Source organism: Enterobacter sp. WPR_3_1, assembly GCF_003635055.1.
Lineage (GTDB): Bacteria > Pseudomonadota > Gammaproteobacteria > Enterobacterales > Enterobacteriaceae > Enterobacter > Enterobacter ludwigii.
Genome location: NZ_RBXU01000009.1, coordinates 375292 through 397277 on the forward strand (window position 1 = coordinate 375292; position 21986 = coordinate 397277).

Consider the following 21986-nt stretch of genomic DNA (forward strand, 5'->3'; position numbering starts at 1 on the left):
TATGCTGAACAAACGTTTTTCTGTGAGCCTGATAATTATCGGCTGGTTATGCCTCAGCGCGAGCGTCTGCGCTCAGGCCCTCTCGTTTACGCCCCCCCAGGAACGGCCACAGCCTGAGGCAAGTAAACCCTGGCCAAAAAACCATTTTCTGGTTCTGGCCTACCATGACGTTGAAGATGATGCAGCCGATCAGCGCTACCTGTCCGTTCGTACCAGCGCCCTAAACGAGCAGATCGGCTGGCTTGTGCATCACGGTTATCACGCCATTAGCGTGCAGGATATTCTGGATGCGCATGAGGGCAAAAAAACGCTGCCGCCCAGAGCCTATTTACTCAGTTTTGATGATGGCTACAGCAGTTTCTACACCCGCGTCTGGCCACTTCTTCAGGCCTGGAACGTCCCTGCGCTGTGGGCACCGGTGGGCAGTTGGGTAGATACGCCAGCGAATCAGCAGGTCAATTTCGGCGGACTGATGACGCCCCGCGAGCGCTTTGCAACCTGGGATATGGTGCGGGAGCTAAGCCAGTCTCCGCTGGTTGAGATTGGCTCGCATACCTGGGCTTCGCATTACGGCATACCGGCTAACCCACAGGGAAGCCGTGAACCCGCCATCGCCAACCGCTTTTACGATAAAGCGACGGGGCGTTATGAAACCGATCGGCAGTTCAACCAGCGGATCGCTGATGACGTGCGCAAAGTTACCGACAAAATTACCCGGGTGACAGGAAAAGCGCCCCGCGCCTGGGTCTGGCCCTATGGCGCCGCGAACGGCACATCGCTCGCCATCGCCAGAAAGCAGGGTTATCAACTGGCCTTTACCCTTGAAGACGGGCTGGCAGATGTGCGCGATCTCGGCAATATTCCGCGTCTTTTGATTTCCGGAAATCCCTCGCTCAAATCCTTTGCCAGCACGGTCAGCCAGATTCAGGAGGCCGATCCCGTGCGCGTCATGCATGTCGATCTCGATTATGTCTACGATCCCGATCCGGCCCAGCAAACCAACAACATCAATAAACTTGTCCAGCGGGTTTACGACATGAAAATCAGTCATGTTTTCCTACAGGCGTTTTCCGATCCGCTGGGCGATGGCACGATCAAAGCGCTCTACTTCCCTAACAGCCGGCTTCCGGTGCGCGCCGATCTGTTTAATTTTGTCGCCTGGCAGCTGCAAACCCGTGCAGGCGTAAAAGTCTATGCGTGGATGCCGGTGCTCTCTTTCGATCTCTCACCCGCACTCCCGCGGGTACAGCGCTGGGATCGTCAAACGGGCCAATTGCACGAGGCTACCGACCCCTACATCCGCCTCTCCCCGTGGAACCCCGAGGTTCGTCAGCAGGTCACGGAAATCTATGAAGATCTTGCCCGCTACGCCAGCTTCAATGGGATCTTATTTCACGACGATGCGGTGCTGACAGACTTTGAAGATGCCGGCCCGGATGCCCTGCGCGCCTGGAATAACCGCAGTATCGCCGCAATGCAACACGATCCGGCCACCCTTCACGCCTGGAGTCGCTTTAAAAGTCAGACGCTCATCGGCTTTACCCGCAGCCTTAGCCTGGCGGTAAAAAACATACGCGGCCCGCAGATTAAAACCGCGCGGAATATGTTCGCCCTGCCCATCCTGCAGCCCGAGAGCGAAGCGTGGTTTGCACAAAATCTGGATGATTTTCTGATGACCTACGACTGGACGGTTCCGATGGCTATGCCGCTGATGGAATCCGTTCCGGCCGAGGAAAGCGATGCCTGGCTCACGCGGTTGATCGCCGCCGTTGCCGCACGGCCCGGTGCGCTCAATAAAACCATTTTCGAGCTACAGGCCCGGGACTGGGAGCAGAAACCTCAACGTGCCGTGCCCGACACGCGTCTGGCGCAGTGGATGCGCGTACTCCAGCTGAACGGCATCAAAAATTATGGTTACTACCCCGACGATTTCATCAACAACCAACCTGATATTTCACGCATCAGGCCTGAATTCTCTTCGTACTGGTACCCTGACAATGACTGATCGCATTATCGCATTCTCTATTTTATGCCTGGTATTCGGGTTGCCTCTGGGCGTGGCAGCCCTCTTTACCGGAGAACTGATTCTGGATTTTGTCTTCTTCTGGCCACTGTTCATGTCCGTGCTCTGGATAACCGGGGGGCTCTATTTCTGGTTTCAGCTTGAACGGCACTGGTCATGGGATAAGCAGACGCCCGCTCCCACGTTAGACGGCGATCCGTTAATTTCAATCCTGATCCCGTGTTTCAACGAGGAAAGAAATGCCCGGGAGACCATTAGCGCCGCGCTGGATCAGCGCTACCCCCATATCGAAGTTATCGCGATCAACGATGGTTCTTCTGACAACACCGCAGAGGTGTTGCAGCAGCTGGCGCAGGAACAGCCGCGCCTGCGCGTCATTCACCTCGCAGAAAACCAGGGGAAGGCGGTGGCGCTTAAGGCCGGTGCGGCGGCGGCGCGCGGCGATCTGCTGGTCTGTATTGATGGCGACGCCCTGCTCGATCGTGATACCGCAGCCTATCTGGTAGAGCCGCTGATTAAGTATCCCCACGTCGGGGCCGTCACCGGAAATCCGCGTATTCGCACACGATCAACGCTGATTGGCCGTATTCAGGTAGGCGAGTTCTCGTCGATTATTGGTCTCATCAAACGGACGCAGCGGATCTACGGCAGGGTCTTTACCGTCTCCGGGGTTATTGCGGCCTTTCGCCGACAGGCGCTGGCAGATGTGGGGTACTGGAGCCCGGATATGATCACCGAAGATATCGACATCAGCTGGAAGCTTCAGCTTCGACACTGGGATATCTTTTTTGAGCCGCGGGCGCTGTGCTGGATCCTGATGCCAGAGACGTTAAAAGGTCTGTGGAAACAGCGTTTACGCTGGGCTCAGGGCGGTGCAGAGGTCTTTCTGGTTAACCTTCGCAAGATCGTGCGCTGGGAACATCATCGCATGTGGCCGCTGTTTTTAGAGTACGCGTTGTCAACGCTGTGGGCATTCGCCTATGCGGTGACCGTGTTGCTTTTCATTGTCAGCCATATCATTACGTTACCCACAAACCTGACCGTCGAGAGTCTGTTTCCTCCTGAATTTACCGGGTTGCTTCTGGGGGTCATGTGTCTGATGCAATTCCTCGTCAGTTTGTATATCGAGCGACGCTATGAAAGAAACGTGGCGAGTTCGCTTTTCTGGGTGATCTGGTTCCCGATGGTGTACTGGATGATTGGTCTGTTCACCACCCTCGTCGCCTTTCCAAAAGTCATGCTTAAACGCCAGCGTGCACGTGCGCGCTGGATCAGTCCGGACCGGGGAAAAGGAAGCATTCAATGAACGAAAATACGCTAATTCTGACTGAACATCGGCTATTGCCCCGTCTTTTTGATGCGGTGCTGACGCTGCTGGCATGGGGAGGTTTTCTGTTTTTCCTCTATGCCAATCTGTGGATGCAGGTAACCGAGGAGAGCAACTACCGCTGGGGCATTATTATTGCCTCGTTTAATACGGTGCTGATCTATTTGCTGATCGCCGCGCTTAACGGCTGGTTGCTCATTCTGTGGTATCAATACAATCGCCGTCGCGCTCAGGTAAGGCGGCGGCGTCCCGATGCCTGGCGTCACGATGAACTGGCGAGAAGCTTTAACGTCCCCCCGCAAATCATTTCAGAGATGAGTCAGTACAATTTGCTGACGGTCTATCATGACCAGATCGGCCGCATCATTGACCTGAAGATAAGTCAGCAGCACGACGAGCATCCCTGAGCCGCCGGAAAACGAAAAACACCCGCAAGGAACACTTGCGGGTGTGTGTTGACAGCCGGAACGGCTTACTTGTCTTTCACCACAATCAACGGTTCGATGTCGCTCTCTTTCTTCACCACCAGCGAATCATCCCCGCGCAGACAGGTGCCGCCGTAGTTACCGCCCACGGTAAACGTACAGACCTGGATATGCTTGCCATCCACCTTCGGCAGGCACCACAGCTGCTGGTAGATATTTTTGCGATCGACAAACTTGCCGCTCGATTTATCCAGCACTTCATCCCCGGCGCTAATCAGATCGATATTGCTGCCGCAGCGTCCGGCAATCGGTTTGATGGCGTAACCGGTTTGTTTCAGCAGGTCGTTAACCTCGAAATCGGTATCGAGCAGATAACGGTGATTCGGGAACAGCTGCCAGAGCACCGGGAGGATCGCCTTGTTGCCGGGAATAACCGTCCACAGCGGTTCGAACACCAGCACTTCCGGACGCAGCAGGACGTCAATCAGCCGTACGTCACCCGCCGGATGCCCTGTGCGGATCGGCACGGCGGCGTATTCGGTTTCGCTCACCTCGCGGATCTGCTCTATCGCCGTCTCCCACGCCCAGGTTTTCCACACGCAGTTAACGTGACGGCCTTCGTCGTCAATCAGTTGCCCGGCCGCATCCCAGCTGAGAGCGTTAAGCCCATGCAGAATTTTGGTTTCAAACCCGGCCTGCAGCAGAGAGCGCTGAATAAAGAGCGCGTGATAATCCTCTTCGACGTCATTGTCCTGCATGATGTGCACGAACGGACGCGCATGGCTGTGCTTCCACGCGCCGGTAAGTTCTTCCAGCAAACCTTCCGCCGGATTGTGGCCGTTACCGCGGTAACCGTTCTTCACCCACTCTTCGAGGATTAATCCCCCTTCCGTGTGGCAGGAGGCGGAATCGGCGTTGTACTCGTAAACCTTGATGCCACGCTCATCCATACAGAAATCCATACGACCGGTGATCATATGGTGGCGACGCCACTGCCATGAGAGGCGCAGACGCGGCCAGAGGATTTTAGGGATGTCAAAAAGCGCCAGTAAGTTATCGTCCTTCAGCACTTTGTCGGTCGCGTGCAGGTACATCAGGTGCAGTTCATTGGTCGCTTTGATCAGCTCCTGCTCGGCACTTTCGGTAATGGTAAAATACTGGCAGGGATCTTTATTGATAAAGTGGCCGTTTGCGCGGACATACGCCTGCTGCAGGGCGTCGTTTTCGTTGAGCCATTTCCCGTCAAACTGACGTTTATTCTTCAGCCGCGCACCGCTGATTTTCAGCAGTTCACCGTCGAGTTCCGGCTGCGGGATGCTGTGCTCCGTGTCGTCCGTCTGGATCATCCAGCCGAGAATTTCGGTATCGTTAAAGGTGTCATGCAGCGTGTAAGTACCGTTCTCAACGGTCATTCGCAGCTCGCGCGTCCACTGCTGCCCGAGCGGGAGCGGGAAGTGAATAACGTTCTGCTCGGCAATGCGCACCTTATCGTCTAACAGTTGCGTGATCACGGCAACGTGGCCGGTCTCATGAAACTCCCCGCCCTTTTGCCAGATAAGCAACGCCCCGGCCTGCGGCGCGCGTTTCGAACCATTGGCAAAGGCCTGAAGCGGCAGGATGTTATCGTTCACGACCTGGCGCAAAAAGCGCAGAGAGAAGATCTCCCACGCCATACCGACGTCGGTGAAAACACATCCATAATTGAGGAACAGAAAACGGCGGGCGAACTCAACACACTGCCACTTGTGGCCCATGTATTCATTGCCAATATAGCTGCGAAAATCCGCATCTTCCGGATAACGACGCGGATCGAGACTGCCGTAGTTTGAAGAGTAAATCGCCACGCCACCCGGCGCATAACCTAATAACGTCCCGAATGGCGCGTCACTGCTTAACTTTCCTTTACGCATGTATCCAACCTAAGACGGGCAGGCGGCAATGTTGAAAGGGTTGTCGTCGTCTGCACGTTGTAATTAACCTGACAGAGGTGGGATTTATCATACACCCGTTCCGCTGTCTGTGTAGTGTGGCGCGAAGGGGAAATGTATTGCGCTCAGTTCGCTAAACCCTCCCATGAACTCCTGCTACACTCCCTCAACACATCACAAAAAAGGCAGGCCAACATGTCAGACGAAAATACCTATCAGCCACCCAAAGTGTGGGAATGGAAAAAGAACAGCGGCGGCGCGTTCGCCAATATTAACCGTCCGATCTCCGGTGCGACGCATGAGAAAGAGTTACCCGTGGGTTCGCATCCGCTGCAGCTCTATTCTCTGGGCACACCAAACGGGCAGAAAGTGACCATCATGCTGGAAGAGCTTCTGGCGCTTGGCGTGACGGGTGCCGAGTACGATGCATGGTTGATTCGCATTGGTGAAGGCGACCAGTTCTCCAGCGGCTTTGTTGAAGTGAACCCGAACTCGAAAATTCCGGCGCTGCGTGACCACTCCACGACACCGCCCACGCGCGTATTTGAATCCGGCAGCATCCTGCTCTATCTGGCAGAGAAGTTCGGCCATTTCCTGCCAAAAGATCCGGCGGGACGTACGGAAACCCTGAACTGGCTGTTCTGGCTGCAGGGCGCGGCCCCGTTCCTCGGCGGCGGTTTCGGCCACTTCTATAACTACGCACCGGTGAAGATTGAGTACGCGATTGACCGCTTCACGATGGAAGCCAAACGCCTGTTCGACGTGCTGGATAAACAGCTGGCGCGTAGCCGCTACGTGGCCGGTGAAGAGTACACCATCGCCGATATGGCGGTCTGGCCGTGGTTCGGCTGCGTGGCGCTGGGTAGCGTGTATAACGCCGCCGAGTTCCTCGACGCTGAGAAGTACACCAACGTTCAGCGCTGGGCGAAAGATGTGGCACACCGCCCTGCCGTGAAGCGCGGGCGTATCGTTAACCGCACCAGCGGCGAGCTCAACGAGCAGCTCCACGAACGCCACGCGGCGAGCGACTTCGAGACCAATACGGAAGACAAGCGTCAGGCGTAATGCTCTGCCGGGCGGACCACCGCCCGGCAACAGGGATCCCTGCCAGGGGCATGATTTGCTTAAGGGTTGAGCCGGTATTACTGGCACTATGCGGACGTTTTTCTCAGATCAGATGACGAGAAAAGCGGACTCAACCGACAGCAGTCACAAAGGATTTGTTATGAAATTGATGAAAACAGCGCTGATTATCAGCACCCTGATCTTTTCCACTTCTGGTATGGCGATAGATAAAACCGCCGCCGGTGCAGTGGCCGGTGCGGCAATTGGCGCAGCCACGGGCAAAGATTTGAAATCCACGGTAGGCGGTGCGGTCGTTGGCGCGGGTACCGGTGCGATGTTCAAAAACGGCGACAAAGGTAAAGCTGCGCGTAAAGGCGGTGCGGTGGGTGCCGTGGTGGGTGCAGGTGCTGCGGCGGTAACAGGCAACAGCGTACTGAAAGGGGCCGCCGTCGGTGCCGGCTCTGGCGCACTGATTGGTGAAGCCACTCACTGATAAACGTGCAGGCGGCACTCCGTTTGGCTCGCCTGCGTTTAACCGAAAAAAAGGCCGCACACGGCGGCCTTTTAACAGTGATTAAGCCGAGAGGCGGAATTTCTGCACCGACCGCTGGAGCTCTTCGGTCTGACGTTCAAGCGCGGAGGCCGCTGCCGAGACCTCTTCCACAAGCGAGGCGTTTTGCTGTGTCACGCCATCCATTTGCGTGATAGCAATACCCACCTGCGAAATCCCCTTACTTTGCTCCTCAGACGCAGACGCGATTTGCTTCATGATGGTCGTCACTTCCGTCACATCACGCAAAATGGCATCCATGGTGGTGCCCGTGTCGCCCACCAGCTTTGCGCCCTGCTCTACGCGGGAAACGGAATCGGTAATCAATCCCTCAATTTCTTTTGCCGCGTTGGCGCTGCGGCTTGCCAGGTTACGCACCTCGCCGGCCACGACGGCAAACCCACGTCCCTGCTCGCCCGCACGCGCCGCTTCCACGGCAGCGTTGAGCGCCAGGATATTGGTCTGGAAGGCAATGCTGTTGATCACATTGGTGATTTCAGCAATCTTCTTCGAGCTCTCAGAAATACCGCTCATGGTGGTCACCACCTCTTCCACCAGCGAGCCGCCGCGGCTGGCCGTTGTTGACGCCACATCCGCCAGCTGGCTGGCCTGACGCGCGCTTTCCGCATTCAGCTTCACGGTGGCGGTCAGCTGTTCCATGCTGGCCGCCGTCTCTTCCAGTGCGGCGGCCTGCTCTTCGGTACGGGACGAGAGATCGTTATTACCGCTGGAGATCTCCGTCGCGCCGCGCCAGATATTCTCGCTGCCGGAGCGAATAGAGCTCACCGCTTCTCGCAGGCTATCCTGCATCGCGCTCAGTAGGGGAACCAGTTGCCCCACGCAGTTGCGACCGAACGGTTCAATCGGCTGACTGAGATCGCCCTGGGCAATCTGGCGGAACTGCTGGCGAATGCGAGCCAGCGGTTTTACCAGCATCGCCACCAGGTAACGGTCGGTGAAGAGCAGTATTAACAGGCCAATAATCGTGGCGGTGATAATCACCGTGCGGGTCATGCTGGTCAGGCTGTCCACGACCACTCGGGTGCTGTCGAGTGCCCGGGCGGCCGCGTTGTTAAAGTTCTCCGCAGCAGCACCAAACGCACGACTCAGCGGAGGGGTGATGTTATTCGCCTGCTGACGGTAGCCCTCCAGAGAGGACTGCTTCGCCTGCTGCATTTGCGGCGTTACGCCCTGCTCAAGCAAAGCCTGCCAGCTACCGATCACCTGAGCTGAAACTTGCTCATCCATCGGTCCTGGTGAGATTGCCTTCATCTCAGCCAGTTTCTTCCCCATATTGTCCAGCGCCTGCTGGGCAGGGGCCAGGTCCGGTGTGCCACCCGCGGCTTTCACTTCCATCGCGCGACTCAACCGGGTCACAAAGCGAAAATACTGATCGTTACCCTGACTGAGTATGGTCATCTGTTTGACCAGCTGGCGATCCACCTCATTGCCCTCTGATACCCGTGACAGAGACCAGGTGCTGTAAAGCCCCACGCCCGCCCACATTAAACAAAAGATCCCGAGAATCGTCAGCATGACGAAACGGATCGTAAAATTACGCAACATATTCATAAGTCTTCCTTGCCGTGAGGGTGAATTCGCCCAGAGGCGAGTCTTACCCTCGTTATCGGCAGGAATGAGCAAATTCATCACCTTTCACGCATTATTTTTATTAAAATTTTTACTGCCCCTGCGTTCATTCAGAAAAAAGAGACATTTTAGAAGGGGAAAATTACCCTGCTAAGAATGTGTTTTACTTTGTCAGTGGATAAATAAATGTAAAACTGCAGCGCATTAAATTAACGGCCATACCTTCTGAGGAGTACATCATCAACAGGTTGCGTCAATCAATAGCGCTACCCTTTCTCGAAAACCCGCTTAATTTGCAGGGTAACTATTCAGTTCCATTTATCACACAAATATATTAACACCTAATTATCAGATTTCCTGATTTAAATACCCCAATAACTTACTCCTTATCTTTTAAATTTCATTACATCCTTTACTTATGAGAAATTCCTTAAATTAAATAAATTCCTTTACAAGGATGTCGACGATTTTTTATTAACGGAGTTTCAGATGCGTAAATTTATGAACCGCACATTGCTTTCGCAGTGTGTCTTAATGGCTTTAACCTCTTTCGGTACCCAGGCAGCAATGACGACAGCGACACCGTGTGAGGATGGCGTGACGACGCAAACCTGTGGATTAACGAAATATACCGATGACAGCTTTTATCAAAATCCCGGTGTAACAAATGCGGTTATGGCCGACGCCACGGCGAATAATATTTTCATGGATGGTCATCGAGGGGATGGCGACACGCAGTCATTAACGGTATCCGGAACGGATATGTCAGGCCACTATATCCAGGGAAGCAACGGCGGTACCGCGAATATCACCCTGAATAACGGCGCTACGGCCGATATGATTGAAGTCGGTAGCGGAGGCGCGACCACCAATACCACCGTGACGGTTGATGGCGCGACGCTGAACGGTGAAAACAGCACAGGCAATTACCAGCGTGATAAAACCTATATGATGGGCTCAGCGATTTATCTCGATCCACTGGATAAAGGCTACCACACCGTCAATATTGAGAACGGGAGCGCGCTGCACGGCAGCATTGTAAGCGCCGGCGCTGGCGAACAGGATATTACCCTCAGCAACAGTACAATGGATAAGGGCGGTATTTATGCAGGGAGCGATCAATCGGATACCCGCATTACGCTGACCGGAGCCACCGTCGATGCCTCGCAGAGTGAAATCGCGCAGAACATGGAACATTTGGCCGAAACACTCAGCGAGTATAAGCCGTTCAGTGACATCAACCTGGATGGCGTGGGCGATCTTGCCATCGCCATGTACGGCACCCAGGCCGATTCCCTGGCCCTGAATAACAGTACCGTCACTGGCAATATTGGCGTTATTAATGAAAAGGGGTCGACATCACTTACGTTTACTAATAAGAGCGTCGTGAATGGCAATATTACCCTGAACGGCAGTTCAGCGAATTCTGTTCTGGTGGATAACAGCACTATTAATGGTGCGGTAAATACCGGTCAAAACAGCGGCAATACCACCATCACGCTGCAAAATAATGCCACCGTAAATGGTGATATTACAACCGGTGCGGGCGATGATACGGTCGTGCTGACCAATAATTCTCATGTTAACGGCAATGTTGATGGCGGTGACGGTAGCGACACGCTGTCAATGGATGCCGGCAGTTCTGTTTCTGGTGAAATTAGTCAGTTCGAGACGGTGAACACGACCAGCAATAACAGCATCGCCATTGATAAAATTAACGATGCCACCAGCTGGAGTTTGCAAAATGGCTCAACGCTTGTCGCTACTACCACCGGCAGTAATGCGATGGTAAATATGAGCACCGACAGCTTTGTTGATTTCGGCAATATCACCGGGGTTAATAACGCCGTTGTCGTCAACAGCATTACTCCCTCGGCACAAAATCAGCAGAACGTGATTCTGGGTACGTTCACCACTTCAGGCACCAGCACCCCGCAAAATTATGCGGCGGCCACCTTCACAAATGGCCAACAGAATGTTGAAAACCGTAGCGGCGCTTATAACTATGACAACAGTCTGAATATTGTGGCCGCAGATACCGCGCCGCAGACACGCCTTACCGCCGATAATACGCAGTCGTGGAATATCGAATTTAACAGCCAGAAGGGCAGCCTCGCGAGCGACGTTCAGGGCCTTGTTGCCGGTCTGGACGCTGCCGAGCAGGCCGGACATCAGGTGGCTGATGATATCAGCAACCATATGAATCAGGTGCATCTGGCTAACCTGCTCGGCAAGCAGGAGGAAGGTGCGCAGGTCTGGGGTGATTTCCTCTATCAGAATGGCAATTTCAGCAATGATGTTGACTATAAGAGCATCACCCAGGGCGCTCAGGGTGGCGTGGACTGGACGGCGCATCTGGACAACGGTGATAGCGTCACTGGCGGTATTGCACTGGCATGGACACGCAGCCGCGTGCAGGATACCCATGACGGCGCTGATAGCTTTAATGACAGCGTCTACGGTAATTACTACAGCCTGTACGGTGGCTGGCAGCAGGCGCTTAACGGCAGAACATGGGGTATGTTTGCCGACGGTAGCTTCAGCTATGGCGATATGCGGTACACCCTGTCTGCGAATAACGTGACGGGGAATACCAGCGGCATGACCGAAGCACTGCACGGTTCGACGGATGGCACCCTGTATATGGCGCAGGCGCGTACCGGTGTGAACGTGTTGCTGCCAGGTGAAACCCTGCTGCAACCTTACGCCATCTTAGGCTGGGATCAAACCAAAGCAAACGGCTTCTCCGACAGTGAAGTGACCTTCGCCGACAGTCAGGTCTCTTCCTGGAACAGTGGGGTCGGGTTGAGACTCACCACAACGCTTCGCGATCTGAGCAAGAACGTGCAGATGATGCCGTGGATCGACGCACGCTTCCAGAAAGAGTTCAGCGACGATACTGATATTCAGGCGGCGGATTACCACACCACCTCCGGCCATAACAACACGATGGGGATCTTCGGAGCAGGCATCAATGCAACCATCGCGCATAACTTCACGCTCAATACCGGGGTGTATGTCGGCACCGGTGACGTGGACAACGATGCCAGCGTGCAGGCGGGGATGAGCTACAGCTTCTGACGAGTGAACGCCCGGTCAGTCTGATGCTGCCGGGCTTTAATCATTCAGGGTGATCAGGCATGTCATCGCTTATCAACAGGATTTGTGATTTGATAAGCACAGAATGAAAACGTTGTTTCGAAAATTCATCGACAAGAAAGGAGACATCATGTCCTGGCACCCTTACCCCGCCCGCTACGAAAATATGCAGTACCGCTACTGCGGAAAAAGCGGCCTGCGCCTGCCGGCGCTGTCGCTTGGTCTGTGGCATAGTTTCGGCCATGTACAGCCTCTCGACTCTCAGCGGGCGCTGTTGCATAAAGCCTTCGACCTCGGCATTACCCATTTCGATCTTGCCAACAACTACGGCCCGCCGGCGGGAAGCGCGGAAGAAAACATGGGTCGTCTGCTGCGGGAAGATTTTGCCGCGTATCGCGATGAACTGATCATCTCAACCAAAGCAGGCTATGACATGTGGCCGGGGCCGTATGGGTCGGGCGGGTCGCGCAAATACCTGCTCGCCAGTCTCGATCAGAGCCTCAAGCGCATGGGGCTGGAGTATGTGGATATTTTCTATTCTCACCGCGTGGATGAAAATACGCCGATGGAAGAGACCGCCGCTGCGCTGGCCCAGGCCGTGCAGAGCGGTAAAGCGCTGTATGTCGGTATCTCCTCCTACTCCACGGAGCGCACCCAGAAAATGGCGGACCTGTTACGCGAGTGGAAGATCCCGCTGCTTATCCACCAGCCATCTTACAACCTGCTCAACCGCTGGGTCGATCACACCGGCCTGCTGGATACGCTTGAGAAAAACGGGGCGGGTTGCATTGCGTTTACGCCGCTGGCGCAGGGTCTGCTGACCGGAAAATACCTGAACGGTATTCCTGAAGATTCTCGTATGCAGCGTGAAGGCAAGAAGGTGCGCGGTCTGACGGAGAACATGCTGACTGAAGCCAACCTGAACAGCCTGCGTTTACTGAATGAGATGGCACAGGCCCGTGGTCAGACGATGGCGCAAATGGCACTGAGCTGGCTGCTGAAGGATGAACGCGTGACATCCGTACTGATTGGTGCGAGCCGTCCGGAGCAGATCGAAGAGAACGTGCAGGCCCTGAATAACCTGCACTTTAGCGACGATGAGCTGAAAAGGATTGACCAGCATGTTGCGGATGGGGAATTGAATTTGTGGCAGGCGTCGTCGGATAAATAGCGCGGTCTGTCGCGCTCACGCCCCCCCTCTCCCCTGGGAAGAGGGGGGAAAATTACTTCTTACTGATCTTATCCAGATACCCCATCACGAACGCAGACAGCACAAACGTCAGATGGATAATCACATACCACATCAGTTTGTTGTCCGGGACATTCTTGGCGTCCATGAATACGCGTAGCAGGTGGATAGATGAGATCGCCACAATCGACGCGGCCACTTTATTCTTCAGCGACGAGGCATCCATTTTGCCCAGCCAGTTGAGCTTCTCTTTGCGCTCGTCGATATCGAGCTGAGAGACAAAGTTCTCATAGCCGGAGAACATCACCATCACCAGTAATCCGCCCACCAGCGTCATATCCACCAGCGAAAGCAGAACCAGAATCAAATCTGCTTCGGCAATGGAAAAGATGTTCGGCAGAACATGCAAGATTTCCTGGAAAAACTTAATCGTCAGCGCAATCAGCGCCAGCGAAAGGCCAAAATAGACGGGTGCCAGTATCCAGCGAGAGGCGTACATCGCGTTTTCAAAGAAGCGTTCCATAAAGTCCTGTCTGCAAACGAAACCAGCGCCCAGTATATCTCAACGGCGCTGACTGTTTGCAACAACTCACTCGTTGTACGTTCAGACATTGTCAGGACTAACGTCCGGGCGCGCATACTCCGGCCAGACCAGCACCACCAGTTCCGGATACGCCTCCAGGCTGAACTCACGAAAACACTGGCGCAGGTTTAATACGTCCAGATCGGAACAGGAGACCTTCTCACCGTTAAGGCAACGCTTTTTGATATTGTCATAATATTTATACACCGCGGAATTCAGGTCGCTGCAGCGGCGCTGCGCTTCAAACAACCCAGGCGTGTCATTAATTTCCGACATTTTCATTCGCTTAATTGTCGCGTGCAAAAAGTCGATATATTCATGGTTCACCCGCCAGTACCAAACCGGTGTAACCGAGTTCATCAATACGGAGAAATGGTCTTCACCTTCCTCTTTTGTCATCAGTTCAGGTAGCGGAGGTTCACTGGCGTCTTTCGACACTTGCGTTTTATTGAACTCCTGCATCAATAAAAGAACACCAGCGGTCAGTAATAGTAATGTGATGACCGTAAAAAAAATGCTGTTCATGGGTAGGCTCCATTTTTTTTGATTTTAAAATTGCCTCATGATATTGTCAACGAATCTCACGCCTTTACCAACCTCACCCTGTTGTAATTAAAGGAAATTAAAATGCTGCCCGACTACCTCGTCCCGGCTAAGTACCACATTGCGCCTGTGGAACAGCAAACGACGGAAGCAGAAAAAGAGGCTAATTTCACTCAGGGGAAAAGAAAGCTCTCTGATTACGAGTCTGACATATTAATAGGCGTTTCTCGCACCGGTAAATCCCGTAATATGTTACTGGAAGAGCACGACCGTCATATAAAGGACCGGTTATTTCGCGCCGTTAAAATAGAAGCCTTTGTCCACCTGCTGAATGACCTGCAGGCCGAAGGTGAAATAGATGCCCAGAAACTAAGTCAAATAATCGCGGAAAAAACCAAAGAAATAAACGAAGCCGGCAATGAAATTTGGCTTAATCTAATTACGCGTGAAACCAACAACCCTATTTTTTATAACCTGGGGGAAGAGTAACGTGAAAGAAATTAAAGATAACGACGTTTATTTGGCTTTAGATAACAAAAAAAGTGATGAATTTATCTTAAAGCAAAATCTCGATGCACTGCGAAACACAAAAAATGCCGAGATGACGCGAATAACTCAGGACCTGGTATCGATCCCGGCGACGCTGGTACGCCTAAAATGGCATAATCGCCGCGAGATTTATCCTCTGCAGGTGAAGGAAGAGATATACGGCGCGGTGATGAATACCCTCATCGAACAGCGGCCTGAGCTGAAAGAGAAGCTTCTCGGGCGTCTGGAGGCCAATTATCAGTATCTGCTCGCCAGAGAAGTGGCCACCCTGCGTCTGACGCGCAAACTGTCTGACGGCGAGTACCGCACGTCAAACGTCACCTGCGTTGCGCTTGATGAAGACGCGCTGGCGTCCCACGCGCCTGCACCTGCGTCCACTGAGACAAAAAACTGATCGCCCGACACGCATAAAAAAAGCCGGCTTTCGCCAGCTTCTTTGTTATTTCGCGGCCGCTTTCTCTTCGCCGACCAGCCCAATCTTGAGATAACCCGCCTGATGCAGCGTGTCCATTACCTTCATCATGGTTTCGTAATCGACGGTTTTATCCGCGCGGAAGAAGACCGTGGTGTCTTTCTTGCCGCCGGTGAGCTGATCCAGGGCCGGGATAACAGACTGATCCGTCACCGGGTCGTTGCCGAGGAACATCGATTTATCCGCTTTCACCGACAAATAGACAGGTTTCTCAGGACGCGGCTGCGGCTGGCTGGAAGAGGCAGGCAGATTCACCTTCACGTCGACCGTCGCCAGCGGCGCAGCCACCATGAAGATAATCAGCAGAACCAGCATAACGTCGATAAACGGCGTCACGTTGATTTCATGCATTTCGCCGTTATCGTCCAGATTTTCGTTAAGACGCATCGCCATACAATCAACCTACGCGCAGTTTAGACGCCGCATGCACCGGTTTAACGGAGCTGGCATTGAGGTCAAGATCGCGGCTTTGCAGCAGCAGCACCTGCGCGGCGACGTCACCGAGCGTGGCTTTATAGTTGCCAATCATACGCGCGAAGATGTTATAGATGACGACCGCCGGAATGGCCGCGACCAGACCGATTGCGGTCGCCAGCAGCGCTTCGGCAATCCCTGGCGCAACCACCGCCAGGTTGGTGGTCTGCGTCTGCGCAATGCCGATAAAGCTGTTCATGATGCCCCAGACCGTACCGAACAGACCGATAAACGGTGAGATCGCCCCGATAGTGGCCAGATAACCGTTACCGCGGCCCATATGGCGGCCAACGGCAGCAACGCGACGCTCCAGGCGGAAGCCGGTACGTTCTTTAATGCCTTCGTTATCTTCACTGCCTGCGGAGAGTTCCAGCTCGTTCTGTGCTTCGTTGACTAACAGGGTGGTCAGGCTTTTTCCATGGAAGGATGAGGTCATGTCTAAGGCCTGATCCAGGGAGCGGGCTTCAGCCAGTTGCTGTTGTTCCCGCTTGAGGCGACGCTTCTGCGACAGCAGTTCGACGCTCTTACTGAAGAAGATAGCCCAGGTGATCACGGACGCCAGAACCAGGCCGATCATCACAATCTTAACCACGATGTCAGCATGATGATACATGCCCCAGACGGAGAGATCCGTCTGCATCAAATTATTACCCACTCTGTATCTCCAGGACGCAAATCACAAAATCTGACCGTAATAATATCAAAACGTCGTCGAATTGATAGTAGTTCTCATTAGTATTTACATACTGCCGTAATTTTCGTTCACTTTCCTTGCGCTTACGCAGTAAAAATTTCTTATGCGTATTTTTGCTAATATTTTCTGCTTATTCGATAAGCCCCCGGGTGCAGATTTTTACAATCGTGGTAGTCTGGACGTCCAGACGTATAAAAACAGGGTTAGCGAACATGACAAAGAAGCATCTTGATACCACGCTGGTACAGGCAGGACGCAGCAAAAAATACACTCAGGGATCGGTCAACAGCGTGATTCAACGCGCCTCCTCACTGGTATTTGATACCGTCGAGGATAAAAAAATCGCCACGCGCAACCGCGCCAAAGGCGGGCTGTTCTATGGCCGTCGTGGCACGCTAACCCATTTTTCACTTCAGGAAGCCATGTGCGAACTGGAAGGCGGCGTGGGCTGCGCCCTGTTCCCCTGTGGTGCGGCGGCAGTCGCCAATACCATTCTGGCGTTTGTGGAACAGGGCGACCATATTCTGATGACCAATACCGCTTATGAACCAAGCCAGGATTTTTGCACCAAAATCCTCAGCAAGCTCGGCGTGACCACCGGCTGGTTCGATCCGCTGATTGGCGAAGGTATCGCTGAACTTATTCAGCCGAACACGCGCATTGTATTTCTGGAATCCCCAGGCTCTATCACCATGGAAGTGCACGACGTCCCGGCTATTGTGAAAGCAGTGCGCAGCAAAGCCCCCGAGGCAATCATCATGATCGACAACACCTGGGCGGCGGGCGTGCTGTTCAGGGCGCTGGAATTCGACATTGATATCTCTATTCAGGCCGCGACCAAATATCTGATTGGCCACTCTGATGGTATGATCGGTACTGCGGTATCCAACGCGCGCTGCTGGGATCAACTTCGGGAGAATGCCTACCTGATGGGCCAGATGGTGGATGCGGATACAGCCTACATGACCAGCCGCGGTATCCGTACGCTGGGGGTGCGCCTGCGTCAGCACCATGAAAGCAGTCTGAAGGTGGCCGAATGGCTTGCCCGGCACCCGCAGGTCGAGCGCGTTAACCATCCGGCGCTTCCGGGCAGCAAAGGCCATGAATTCTGGCAACGTGACTTTACGGGCAGTAGCGGGTTGTTCTCATTTGTTCTTAAAAAACGGCTCAGTAACGACGAACTGGCGAACTACCTGGATCATTTTACCCTCTTCAGCATGGCTTACTCCTGGGGCGGGTTTGAATCCCTGATCCTGCCTAACCAGCCGGAGCAAATTGCGGCTCTGCGCCCCGGTGGAGAAGTGGATTTCAGCGGCACGCTGATCCGACTGCATATTGGTTTAGAAGATGTTGACGATTTAATTGCGGATTTAGCGGCAGGGTTTGAACGTATCGTGTAGAGTGCATGCTGAAAATGTACTCCCTGGACGCTTTTGTGAACACTGCCACCAGAAAAGTCTGCATTAGTTGCGCCCGCGATCAAACCCCACGGGCGAATTAGGGAGTACAATAGCGCTATATCTGCATCTGCTGTTCCACAGGAAAGTCCATGGCTGTTATTCAAGATATTATTGCGGCGCTCTGGCAACACGATTTTGCCGCGCTGGCGGACCCTCACGTTGTAGGTATCGTCTATTTCGTGATGTTCGCAACCCTGTTTCTGGAAAATGGATTACTGCCAGCCTCATTTTTACCCGGTGACAGCCTGCTTTTACTGGCCGGGGCATTAATCGGTAAAGGCGTCATGGACTTCACGCCGACGATGGTCATACTCACCTCCGCTGCCAGCCTCGGTTGCTGGCTGAGCTATCTGCAGGGCCGCTGGCTCGGCAATACGCGCGTCGTGAAAGGCTGGCTGGCGCAGTTACCGCATAAATATCATCAACGTGCGACCTGCATGTTTGACCGCCACGGTCTGCTGGCGCTGCTGGCCGGGCGTTTTCTGGCGTTTGTTCGCACGCTGCTGCCGACCATGGCAGGCATTTCCGGGCTGTCAAACCGCCGCTTCCAGTTCTTCAACTGGTTGAGTGCCCTGCTGTGGGTAGGCGTGGTGACCACGCTTGGCTACGCGCTGAATATGATCCCCTTTGTGAAACACCACGAAGACCAGGTAATGACTTTCCTGATGATCCTCCCGCTTTTCCTGCTGGTCGCGGGACTGCTCGGGACGATTGCGGTCGTGATTAAGAAGAAATACTGCAGCGCGTGATATAAAAAAGCCGGGTGACGTTACGCTTACCCGGCTGGGCTCTCCCCTCAGGTCCCCTGCATCATTCTGATGCGCGACGCATCTTCCCCCGGCGTGACGCCGAAGTAACGCTTAAACTCCCGGCTAAACTGCGACGCACTTTCATAGCCCACCCGCATCGCCGCCGCGCTGGCCTTCATGCCGTCGTGGATCATCAGCATACGAGCCTTATGCAGCCGATAGGTTTTGAGATACTGCAGCGGCGAGGTGCTGGTCACCGACTTAAAATTATGATGAAACGCCGAGACGCTCATGTTTGCTTCCGCCGCCAGCTGGTCAACGCTCAGGTTTTCCGTGTACTGGCTTTCGATACGCTTGAGCACGCGGCTAATCAGGCTGAAGTGCGTCTGGCGGCTGACCAGCGCGAGTAATGCCCCACCGCCCGGCCCCAGCAGCACATGGTAAAGAATTTCGCGGATAATCTGTTTGCCCAGGATGCGTGCATCCAGCGGCCGTTCCATAACGTCGAGCAGACGCTCAATGGCGCAGAGGATCTCCTCGGATAACGTCGCGGAGTTAATCCCGCTCGCGGGCATCGACGGGCGGAACAATGCGTCCTCGCCAATCTCCATCAGCAGTTCCTGCAGCTGAAGAATATCGACATTTAAACGAATACCCGCCAGCGGTACCGCTTCTGTCGCGAAAGTTTCACATTCAAAGGGTAAAGGTACTGTGAGCAGCAGATATTCATTGGTGTCATACCGGAACACGCGCTCATTGATATAGCCAATTTTATGGCCTGAAAAGAGAAAAACGATGCCCGGCTGGTACATGACCGGTGTGCGTGTCCCTGGCTGCGTCCCATACAGAAGACGAATGTCAGGCAACATGTCACCGACGCCATTTTCTTTATCAATCAGTCTTTTAATCTGCGCAGTAAGCTGAAGGCAGATCGCTTCACGGTTCATTTTACGTTACTCCGGCTACGGTTTCCGACGTTGACAGTGTGCGCAGTTTACCGTGTTTTCTCCAGCGCTCTGTAGAAATGGGCAAGACATCGGCAGGAATGTGCATTGAGAGGATAGCCCCGGACGGCCACAATGTGCAGCATCAGGTCGCCTTCAGCGCCACCACGGTTTTTCACCCACATAAGGGAACGAGCAATGAATAATTTTAATCTCCACACCCCAACCCGCATTCTGTTTGGTAAAGGCGCTATCGCCGACCTGCGCGCACAGATCCCCGCTGATGCCCGCGTACTGATCACCTACGGTGGCGGCAGCGTGAAAAAAACCGGCGTACTGGATCAGGTTTACAGCGCGCTGGAAGGTCTGGACGTGCGTGAGTTCGGCGGTATCGAGCCTAACCCGTCTTATGAAACACTGATGAACGCGGTCAAGATCGCCCGTGATGAAAAAGTCACCTTCCTGCTGGCAGTCGGCGGCGGCTCCGTCCTGGACGGCACCAAATTCATCGCCGCTGCGGCGCACTACGCGGACGGTATTGACCCGTGGCACATTCTGGAAACCCGCGGCAGCGATATCAAAAGCGCGATCCCAATGGGTTCCGTGCTGACCCTGCCTGCGACCGGTTCTGAATCCAACAAAGGTGCCGTTATCTCCCGTAAAACCACGGGTGATAAGCAGGCCTTTATGAACGATCACGTTCAGCCTGTATTCGCCATCCTCGATCCGGTTTACACCTACACCCTGCCTGCACGTCAGGTCGCGAACGGTGTGGTCGATGCGTTTGTGCACACCGTTGAGCAGTACGTTACCTACCCGGTAGATGCCAAAATTCAGGATCGCTTCGCGGAAGGCATTCTGCTGACGCTGATTGAAGACGGTCCGAAAGCGCTGAAAGAGCCGGAAAACTACGATGTGCGCGCCAACGTGATGTGGGCGGCAACCCAGGCGCTGAACGGTCTGATCGGTGCCGGCGTGCCGCAGGACTGGGCAACCCATATGCTGGGCCACGAACTGACGGCCATGCACGGTCTGGATCACGCACAAACGCTGGCCGTCGTCCTGCCTGCACTGTGGAACGAAAAACGTGATACCAAACGCGCTAAATTGCTGCAATACGCTGAGCGCGTGTGGAACATCACCGAAGGTTCTGACGATGCGCGTATCGACGCGGCTATCGAAGCAACCCGCAGCTTCTTTGAAGGTCTGGGCGTGCCAACGCGTCTGTCCGGCTATGGCCTGGATGGCAGCTCCATCCCTGCCCTGCTGGCGAAACTTGAAGAACACGGTATGACCCAGTTGGGCGAGCACGGCGACATTACGCTGGAAGTGAGCCGTCGTATCTACGAAGCGGCACGCTAAGCGTTTTTGACATCCCGCCTTTCGTTTTTTGACATTTCGTCCAGACTTAATGCACATCACATCGTCGGGGGTTCCCTCCGACGATGAGCACCTGAAGGAGGAAAAATGGCAAACCAAACCGTAATCAAGCTGCAGGATGGCAACGTGATGCCCCAACTGGGGCTAGGTGTATGGAAAGCCGGTAACGACGAGGTCGTCTCCGCCATTCATAAAGCACTGGAAGTCGGCTATCGGTCGATTGATACCGCCGCCGCGTACAAAAATGAGGACGGAGTGGGTAAGGCTCTGGCCAGCGCTGGCATGCCCCGCGACGACCTTTTCATTACCACCAAACTGTGGAACGACGACCAAAAACGCCCCCGCGAAGCCTTGCAGGAGAGTCTGGACAAACTCCAGCTCGATTTCGTCGATCTCTATCTGATGCACTGGCCAGTCCCGGCTATCGATCACTATGTTGACGCCTGGAAAGGGATGATTGAGCTGCAGCAGGCAGGGCTGGTGAAAAGCATCGGCGTGTGTAATTTCCAGGTTCACCACCTGCAGCGCCTGATTGACGAGACGGGTGTCGCGCCGGTTATCAACCAGATTGAGCTGCACCCGCTGATGCAGCAGCGTCAGCTTCACGCCTGGAACGCCACGCACAAGATCCAGACCGAGTCCTGGAGCCCGCTGGCACAGGGCGGTGAAGGGGTGTTCGACCAGAAAATTATTCGCGATCTCGCGGATAAATACGGCAAGACGCCGGCGCAAATCGTTATTCGCTGGCATCTGGACAACGGCCTGGTGGTGATCCCGAAATCGGTCACGCCATCGCGTATCGCTGAGAACTTCGACGTCTGGGATTTCCGCCTGGATAAAGATGAACTGAGTGAAATTGCGAAGCTGGACAAGGGCAAGCGTTTAGGCCCGGATCCCGATCAGTTTGGCGGGTGAATAAAAAAACCCCGGCTCGCCGGGGTT

The 21986-nt window shown here is 54.2% G+C and carries 20 protein-coding genes; 13 read left to right on the top strand and 7 right to left on the bottom strand.

The window, feature by feature from the left end; all coding sequences use genetic code 11:
* The first annotated feature begins 1 nt into the window (after position 1).
* From pgaB to pgaD, 3 genes are read left to right on the top strand one after another with little or no spacing between them, the layout of a single operon-like run.
* A complete protein-coding gene (gene pgaB, locus BJ887_RS10140) occupies positions 2-2005 on the top strand; it encodes a poly-beta-1,6-N-acetyl-D-glucosamine N-deacetylase PgaB (RefSeq protein ID WP_121339827.1) in 2004 nt (667 codons plus the stop codon).
* A complete protein-coding gene (gene pgaC / locus BJ887_RS10145; protein ID WP_032678962.1) occupies positions 1998-3329 on the top strand; it encodes a poly-beta-1,6-N-acetyl-D-glucosamine synthase in 1332 nt (443 codons plus the stop codon). The genes pgaB and pgaC overlap by 8 nt, the downstream gene beginning before the upstream one ends.
* On the top strand, positions 3326-3757 hold the full coding sequence (gene pgaD / locus BJ887_RS10150) for a poly-beta-1,6-N-acetyl-D-glucosamine biosynthesis protein PgaD (protein WP_014171599.1): 432 nt from the start codon (positions 3326-3328) through the stop codon (positions 3755-3757). The genes pgaC and pgaD overlap by 4 nt, the downstream gene beginning before the upstream one ends.
* A 65-nt stretch (positions 3758-3822) precedes the next feature.
* On the opposite strand, the gene gss is transcribed toward pgaD, so the two are convergent.
* On the bottom strand, positions 3823-5685 hold the full coding sequence (gss, locus tag BJ887_RS10155) for a bifunctional glutathionylspermidine amidase/synthase (protein WP_121339828.1): 1863 nt from the start codon (positions 5683-5685) through the stop codon (positions 3823-3825).
* Positions 5686-5898: 213 nt separating this feature from the next.
* On the opposite strand from gss, the gene yghU reads away from it, so the two are divergent.
* Both yghU and BJ887_RS10165 read left to right on the top strand, forming a co-directional pair.
* A complete protein-coding gene (yghU, locus tag BJ887_RS10160) occupies positions 5899-6768 on the top strand; it encodes a glutathione-dependent disulfide-bond oxidoreductase (RefSeq protein WP_121339829.1) in 870 nt (289 codons plus the stop codon).
* 160 nt (positions 6769-6928) lie between these two features.
* On the top strand, positions 6929-7261 hold the full coding sequence (locus BJ887_RS10165; protein ID WP_020883667.1) for a glycine zipper domain-containing protein: 333 nt from the start codon (positions 6929-6931) through the stop codon (positions 7259-7261).
* An 81-nt stretch (positions 7262-7342) separates the two neighbouring features.
* On the opposite strand, the gene BJ887_RS10170 is transcribed toward BJ887_RS10165, so the two are convergent.
* Positions 7343-8890 (bottom strand): methyl-accepting chemotaxis protein, encoded by a 1548-nt coding sequence (locus tag BJ887_RS10170; protein ID WP_032678967.1) that lies wholly within the window; start codon positions 8888-8890, stop codon positions 7343-7345.
* Between the two features lie 507 nt (positions 8891-9397).
* On the opposite strand from BJ887_RS10170, the gene BJ887_RS10175 reads away from it, so the two are divergent.
* Positions 9398-11989, top strand: a complete 2592-nt coding sequence (locus tag BJ887_RS10175) for an autotransporter outer membrane beta-barrel domain-containing protein (RefSeq protein WP_121339830.1) — start codon at positions 9398-9400, stop codon at positions 11987-11989.
* Between the two features lie 148 nt (positions 11990-12137).
* On the top strand, positions 12138-13178 hold the full coding sequence (locus BJ887_RS10180; protein ID WP_025203160.1) for an aldo/keto reductase: 1041 nt from the start codon (positions 12138-12140) through the stop codon (positions 13176-13178).
* A 52-nt stretch (positions 13179-13230) separates the two neighbouring features.
* Here the strand turns inward: BJ887_RS10180 and BJ887_RS10185 are convergent, their stop codons facing one another.
* Both BJ887_RS10185 and BJ887_RS10190 read right to left on the bottom strand, forming a co-directional pair.
* A complete protein-coding gene (locus BJ887_RS10185) occupies positions 13231-13719 on the bottom strand; it encodes a TIGR00645 family protein (RefSeq protein WP_014171606.1) in 489 nt (162 codons plus the stop codon).
* Between the two features lie 81 nt (positions 13720-13800).
* Positions 13801-14304, bottom strand: a complete 504-nt coding sequence (locus BJ887_RS10190) for an ESA_00282 family adhesion-associated protein (RefSeq protein ID WP_014171607.1) — start codon at positions 14302-14304, stop codon at positions 13801-13803.
* Between the two features lie 102 nt (positions 14305-14406).
* On the opposite strand from BJ887_RS10190, the gene BJ887_RS10195 reads away from it, so the two are divergent.
* Complete coding sequence (locus tag BJ887_RS10195) at positions 14407-14811, top strand: hypothetical protein (protein ID WP_020883662.1); 405 nt, start codon at positions 14407-14409, stop codon at positions 14809-14811.
* A gap of 1 nt (position 14812) precedes the next feature.
* Positions 14813-15265: a hypothetical protein gene (locus BJ887_RS10200; protein ID WP_020883661.1), complete on the top strand. Its 453-nt coding sequence runs from the start codon at positions 14813-14815 to the stop codon at positions 15263-15265.
* Positions 15266-15310: 45 nt separating this feature from the next.
* Here BJ887_RS10200 and exbD read toward each other — a convergent pair whose 3' ends face one another.
* Together exbD and exbB are read right to left on the bottom strand one after the other, a co-directional pair.
* The gene (gene exbD, locus BJ887_RS10205) at positions 15311-15736 is read right to left on the bottom strand and encodes a TonB system transport protein ExbD (protein ID WP_014171610.1); all 426 of its coding nucleotides are present in this window, start codon (positions 15734-15736) and stop codon (positions 15311-15313) included.
* Positions 15737-15740: 4 nt separating this feature from the next.
* Positions 15741-16472 carry a tol-pal system-associated acyl-CoA thioesterase gene (gene exbB, locus BJ887_RS10210; protein ID WP_014171611.1) on the bottom strand — a complete coding sequence of 244 codons (732 nt, stop codon included), beginning with the start codon at positions 16470-16472 and terminating at the stop codon, positions 15741-15743.
* Between the two features lie 251 nt (positions 16473-16723).
* Between exbB and metC the strand changes: the two genes are divergently transcribed.
* Both metC and yghB read left to right on the top strand, forming a co-directional pair.
* Positions 16724-17911 carry a cystathionine beta-lyase gene (gene metC, locus BJ887_RS10220; protein ID WP_025203159.1) on the top strand — a complete coding sequence of 396 codons (1188 nt, stop codon included), beginning with the start codon at positions 16724-16726 and terminating at the stop codon, positions 17909-17911.
* Positions 17912-18060: 149 nt separating this feature from the next.
* Positions 18061-18720 (top strand): DedA family general envelope maintenance protein YghB, encoded by a 660-nt coding sequence (yghB, locus tag BJ887_RS10225; protein ID WP_014171613.1) that lies wholly within the window; start codon positions 18061-18063, stop codon positions 18718-18720.
* A 47-nt stretch (positions 18721-18767) separates the two neighbouring features.
* Here the strand turns inward: yghB and BJ887_RS10230 are convergent, their stop codons facing one another.
* On the bottom strand, positions 18768-19667 hold the full coding sequence (locus tag BJ887_RS10230) for an AraC family transcriptional regulator (protein WP_020883659.1): 900 nt from the start codon (positions 19665-19667) through the stop codon (positions 18768-18770).
* Between the two features lie 195 nt (positions 19668-19862).
* On the opposite strand from BJ887_RS10230, the gene yqhD reads away from it, so the two are divergent.
* Together yqhD and dkgA are read left to right on the top strand one after the other, a co-directional pair.
* Entirely contained in the window at positions 19863-21026 is a 1164-nt protein-coding gene (gene yqhD / locus BJ887_RS10235; RefSeq protein WP_044857771.1) for an alcohol dehydrogenase, read from the top strand.
* A 105-nt stretch (positions 21027-21131) separates the two neighbouring features.
* A complete protein-coding gene (gene dkgA / locus BJ887_RS10240) occupies positions 21132-21959 on the top strand; it encodes a 2,5-didehydrogluconate reductase DkgA (RefSeq protein WP_020883657.1) in 828 nt (275 codons plus the stop codon).
* Positions 21960-21986: the final 27 nt, after the last annotated feature.

Excerpts from the sequence above, each read along its gene's own strand:
- pgaB (WP_121339827.1), top strand. The coding sequence starts at position 2 with ATGCTGAACAAACGTTTTTCTGTGAGCCTGATAATTATCGGCTGGTTA.
- pgaC (WP_032678962.1), top strand. The coding sequence starts at position 1,998 with ATGACTGATCGCATTATCGCATTCTCTATTTTATGCCTGGTATTCGGG.
- pgaD (WP_014171599.1), top strand. The coding sequence starts at position 3,326 with ATGAACGAAAATACGCTAATTCTGACTGAACATCGGCTATTGCCCCGT.
- gss (WP_121339828.1), bottom strand. The coding sequence starts at position 5,685 with ATGCGTAAAGGAAAGTTAAGCAGTGACGCGCCATTCGGGACGTTATTA.
- yghU (WP_121339829.1), top strand. The coding sequence starts at position 5,899 with ATGTCAGACGAAAATACCTATCAGCCACCCAAAGTGTGGGAATGGAAA.
- BJ887_RS10165 (WP_020883667.1), top strand. The coding sequence starts at position 6,929 with ATGAAATTGATGAAAACAGCGCTGATTATCAGCACCCTGATCTTTTCC.
- BJ887_RS10170 (WP_032678967.1), bottom strand. The coding sequence starts at position 8,890 with ATGAATATGTTGCGTAATTTTACGATCCGTTTCGTCATGCTGACGATT.
- BJ887_RS10175 (WP_121339830.1), top strand. The coding sequence starts at position 9,398 with ATGCGTAAATTTATGAACCGCACATTGCTTTCGCAGTGTGTCTTAATG.
- BJ887_RS10180 (WP_025203160.1), top strand. The coding sequence starts at position 12,138 with ATGTCCTGGCACCCTTACCCCGCCCGCTACGAAAATATGCAGTACCGC.
- BJ887_RS10185 (WP_014171606.1), bottom strand. The coding sequence starts at position 13,719 with ATGGAACGCTTCTTTGAAAACGCGATGTACGCCTCTCGCTGGATACTG.
- BJ887_RS10190 (WP_014171607.1), bottom strand. The coding sequence starts at position 14,304 with ATGAACAGCATTTTTTTTACGGTCATCACATTACTATTACTGACCGCT.
- BJ887_RS10195 (WP_020883662.1), top strand. The coding sequence starts at position 14,407 with ATGCTGCCCGACTACCTCGTCCCGGCTAAGTACCACATTGCGCCTGTG.
- exbD (WP_014171610.1), bottom strand. The coding sequence starts at position 15,736 with ATGGCGATGCGTCTTAACGAAAATCTGGACGATAACGGCGAAATGCAT.
- metC (WP_025203159.1), top strand. The coding sequence starts at position 16,724 with ATGACAAAGAAGCATCTTGATACCACGCTGGTACAGGCAGGACGCAGC.
- yghB (WP_014171613.1), top strand. The coding sequence starts at position 18,061 with ATGGCTGTTATTCAAGATATTATTGCGGCGCTCTGGCAACACGATTTT.
- BJ887_RS10230 (WP_020883659.1), bottom strand. The coding sequence starts at position 19,667 with ATGAACCGTGAAGCGATCTGCCTTCAGCTTACTGCGCAGATTAAAAGA.
- yqhD (WP_044857771.1), top strand. The coding sequence starts at position 19,863 with ATGAATAATTTTAATCTCCACACCCCAACCCGCATTCTGTTTGGTAAA.
- dkgA (WP_020883657.1), top strand. The coding sequence starts at position 21,132 with ATGGCAAACCAAACCGTAATCAAGCTGCAGGATGGCAACGTGATGCCC.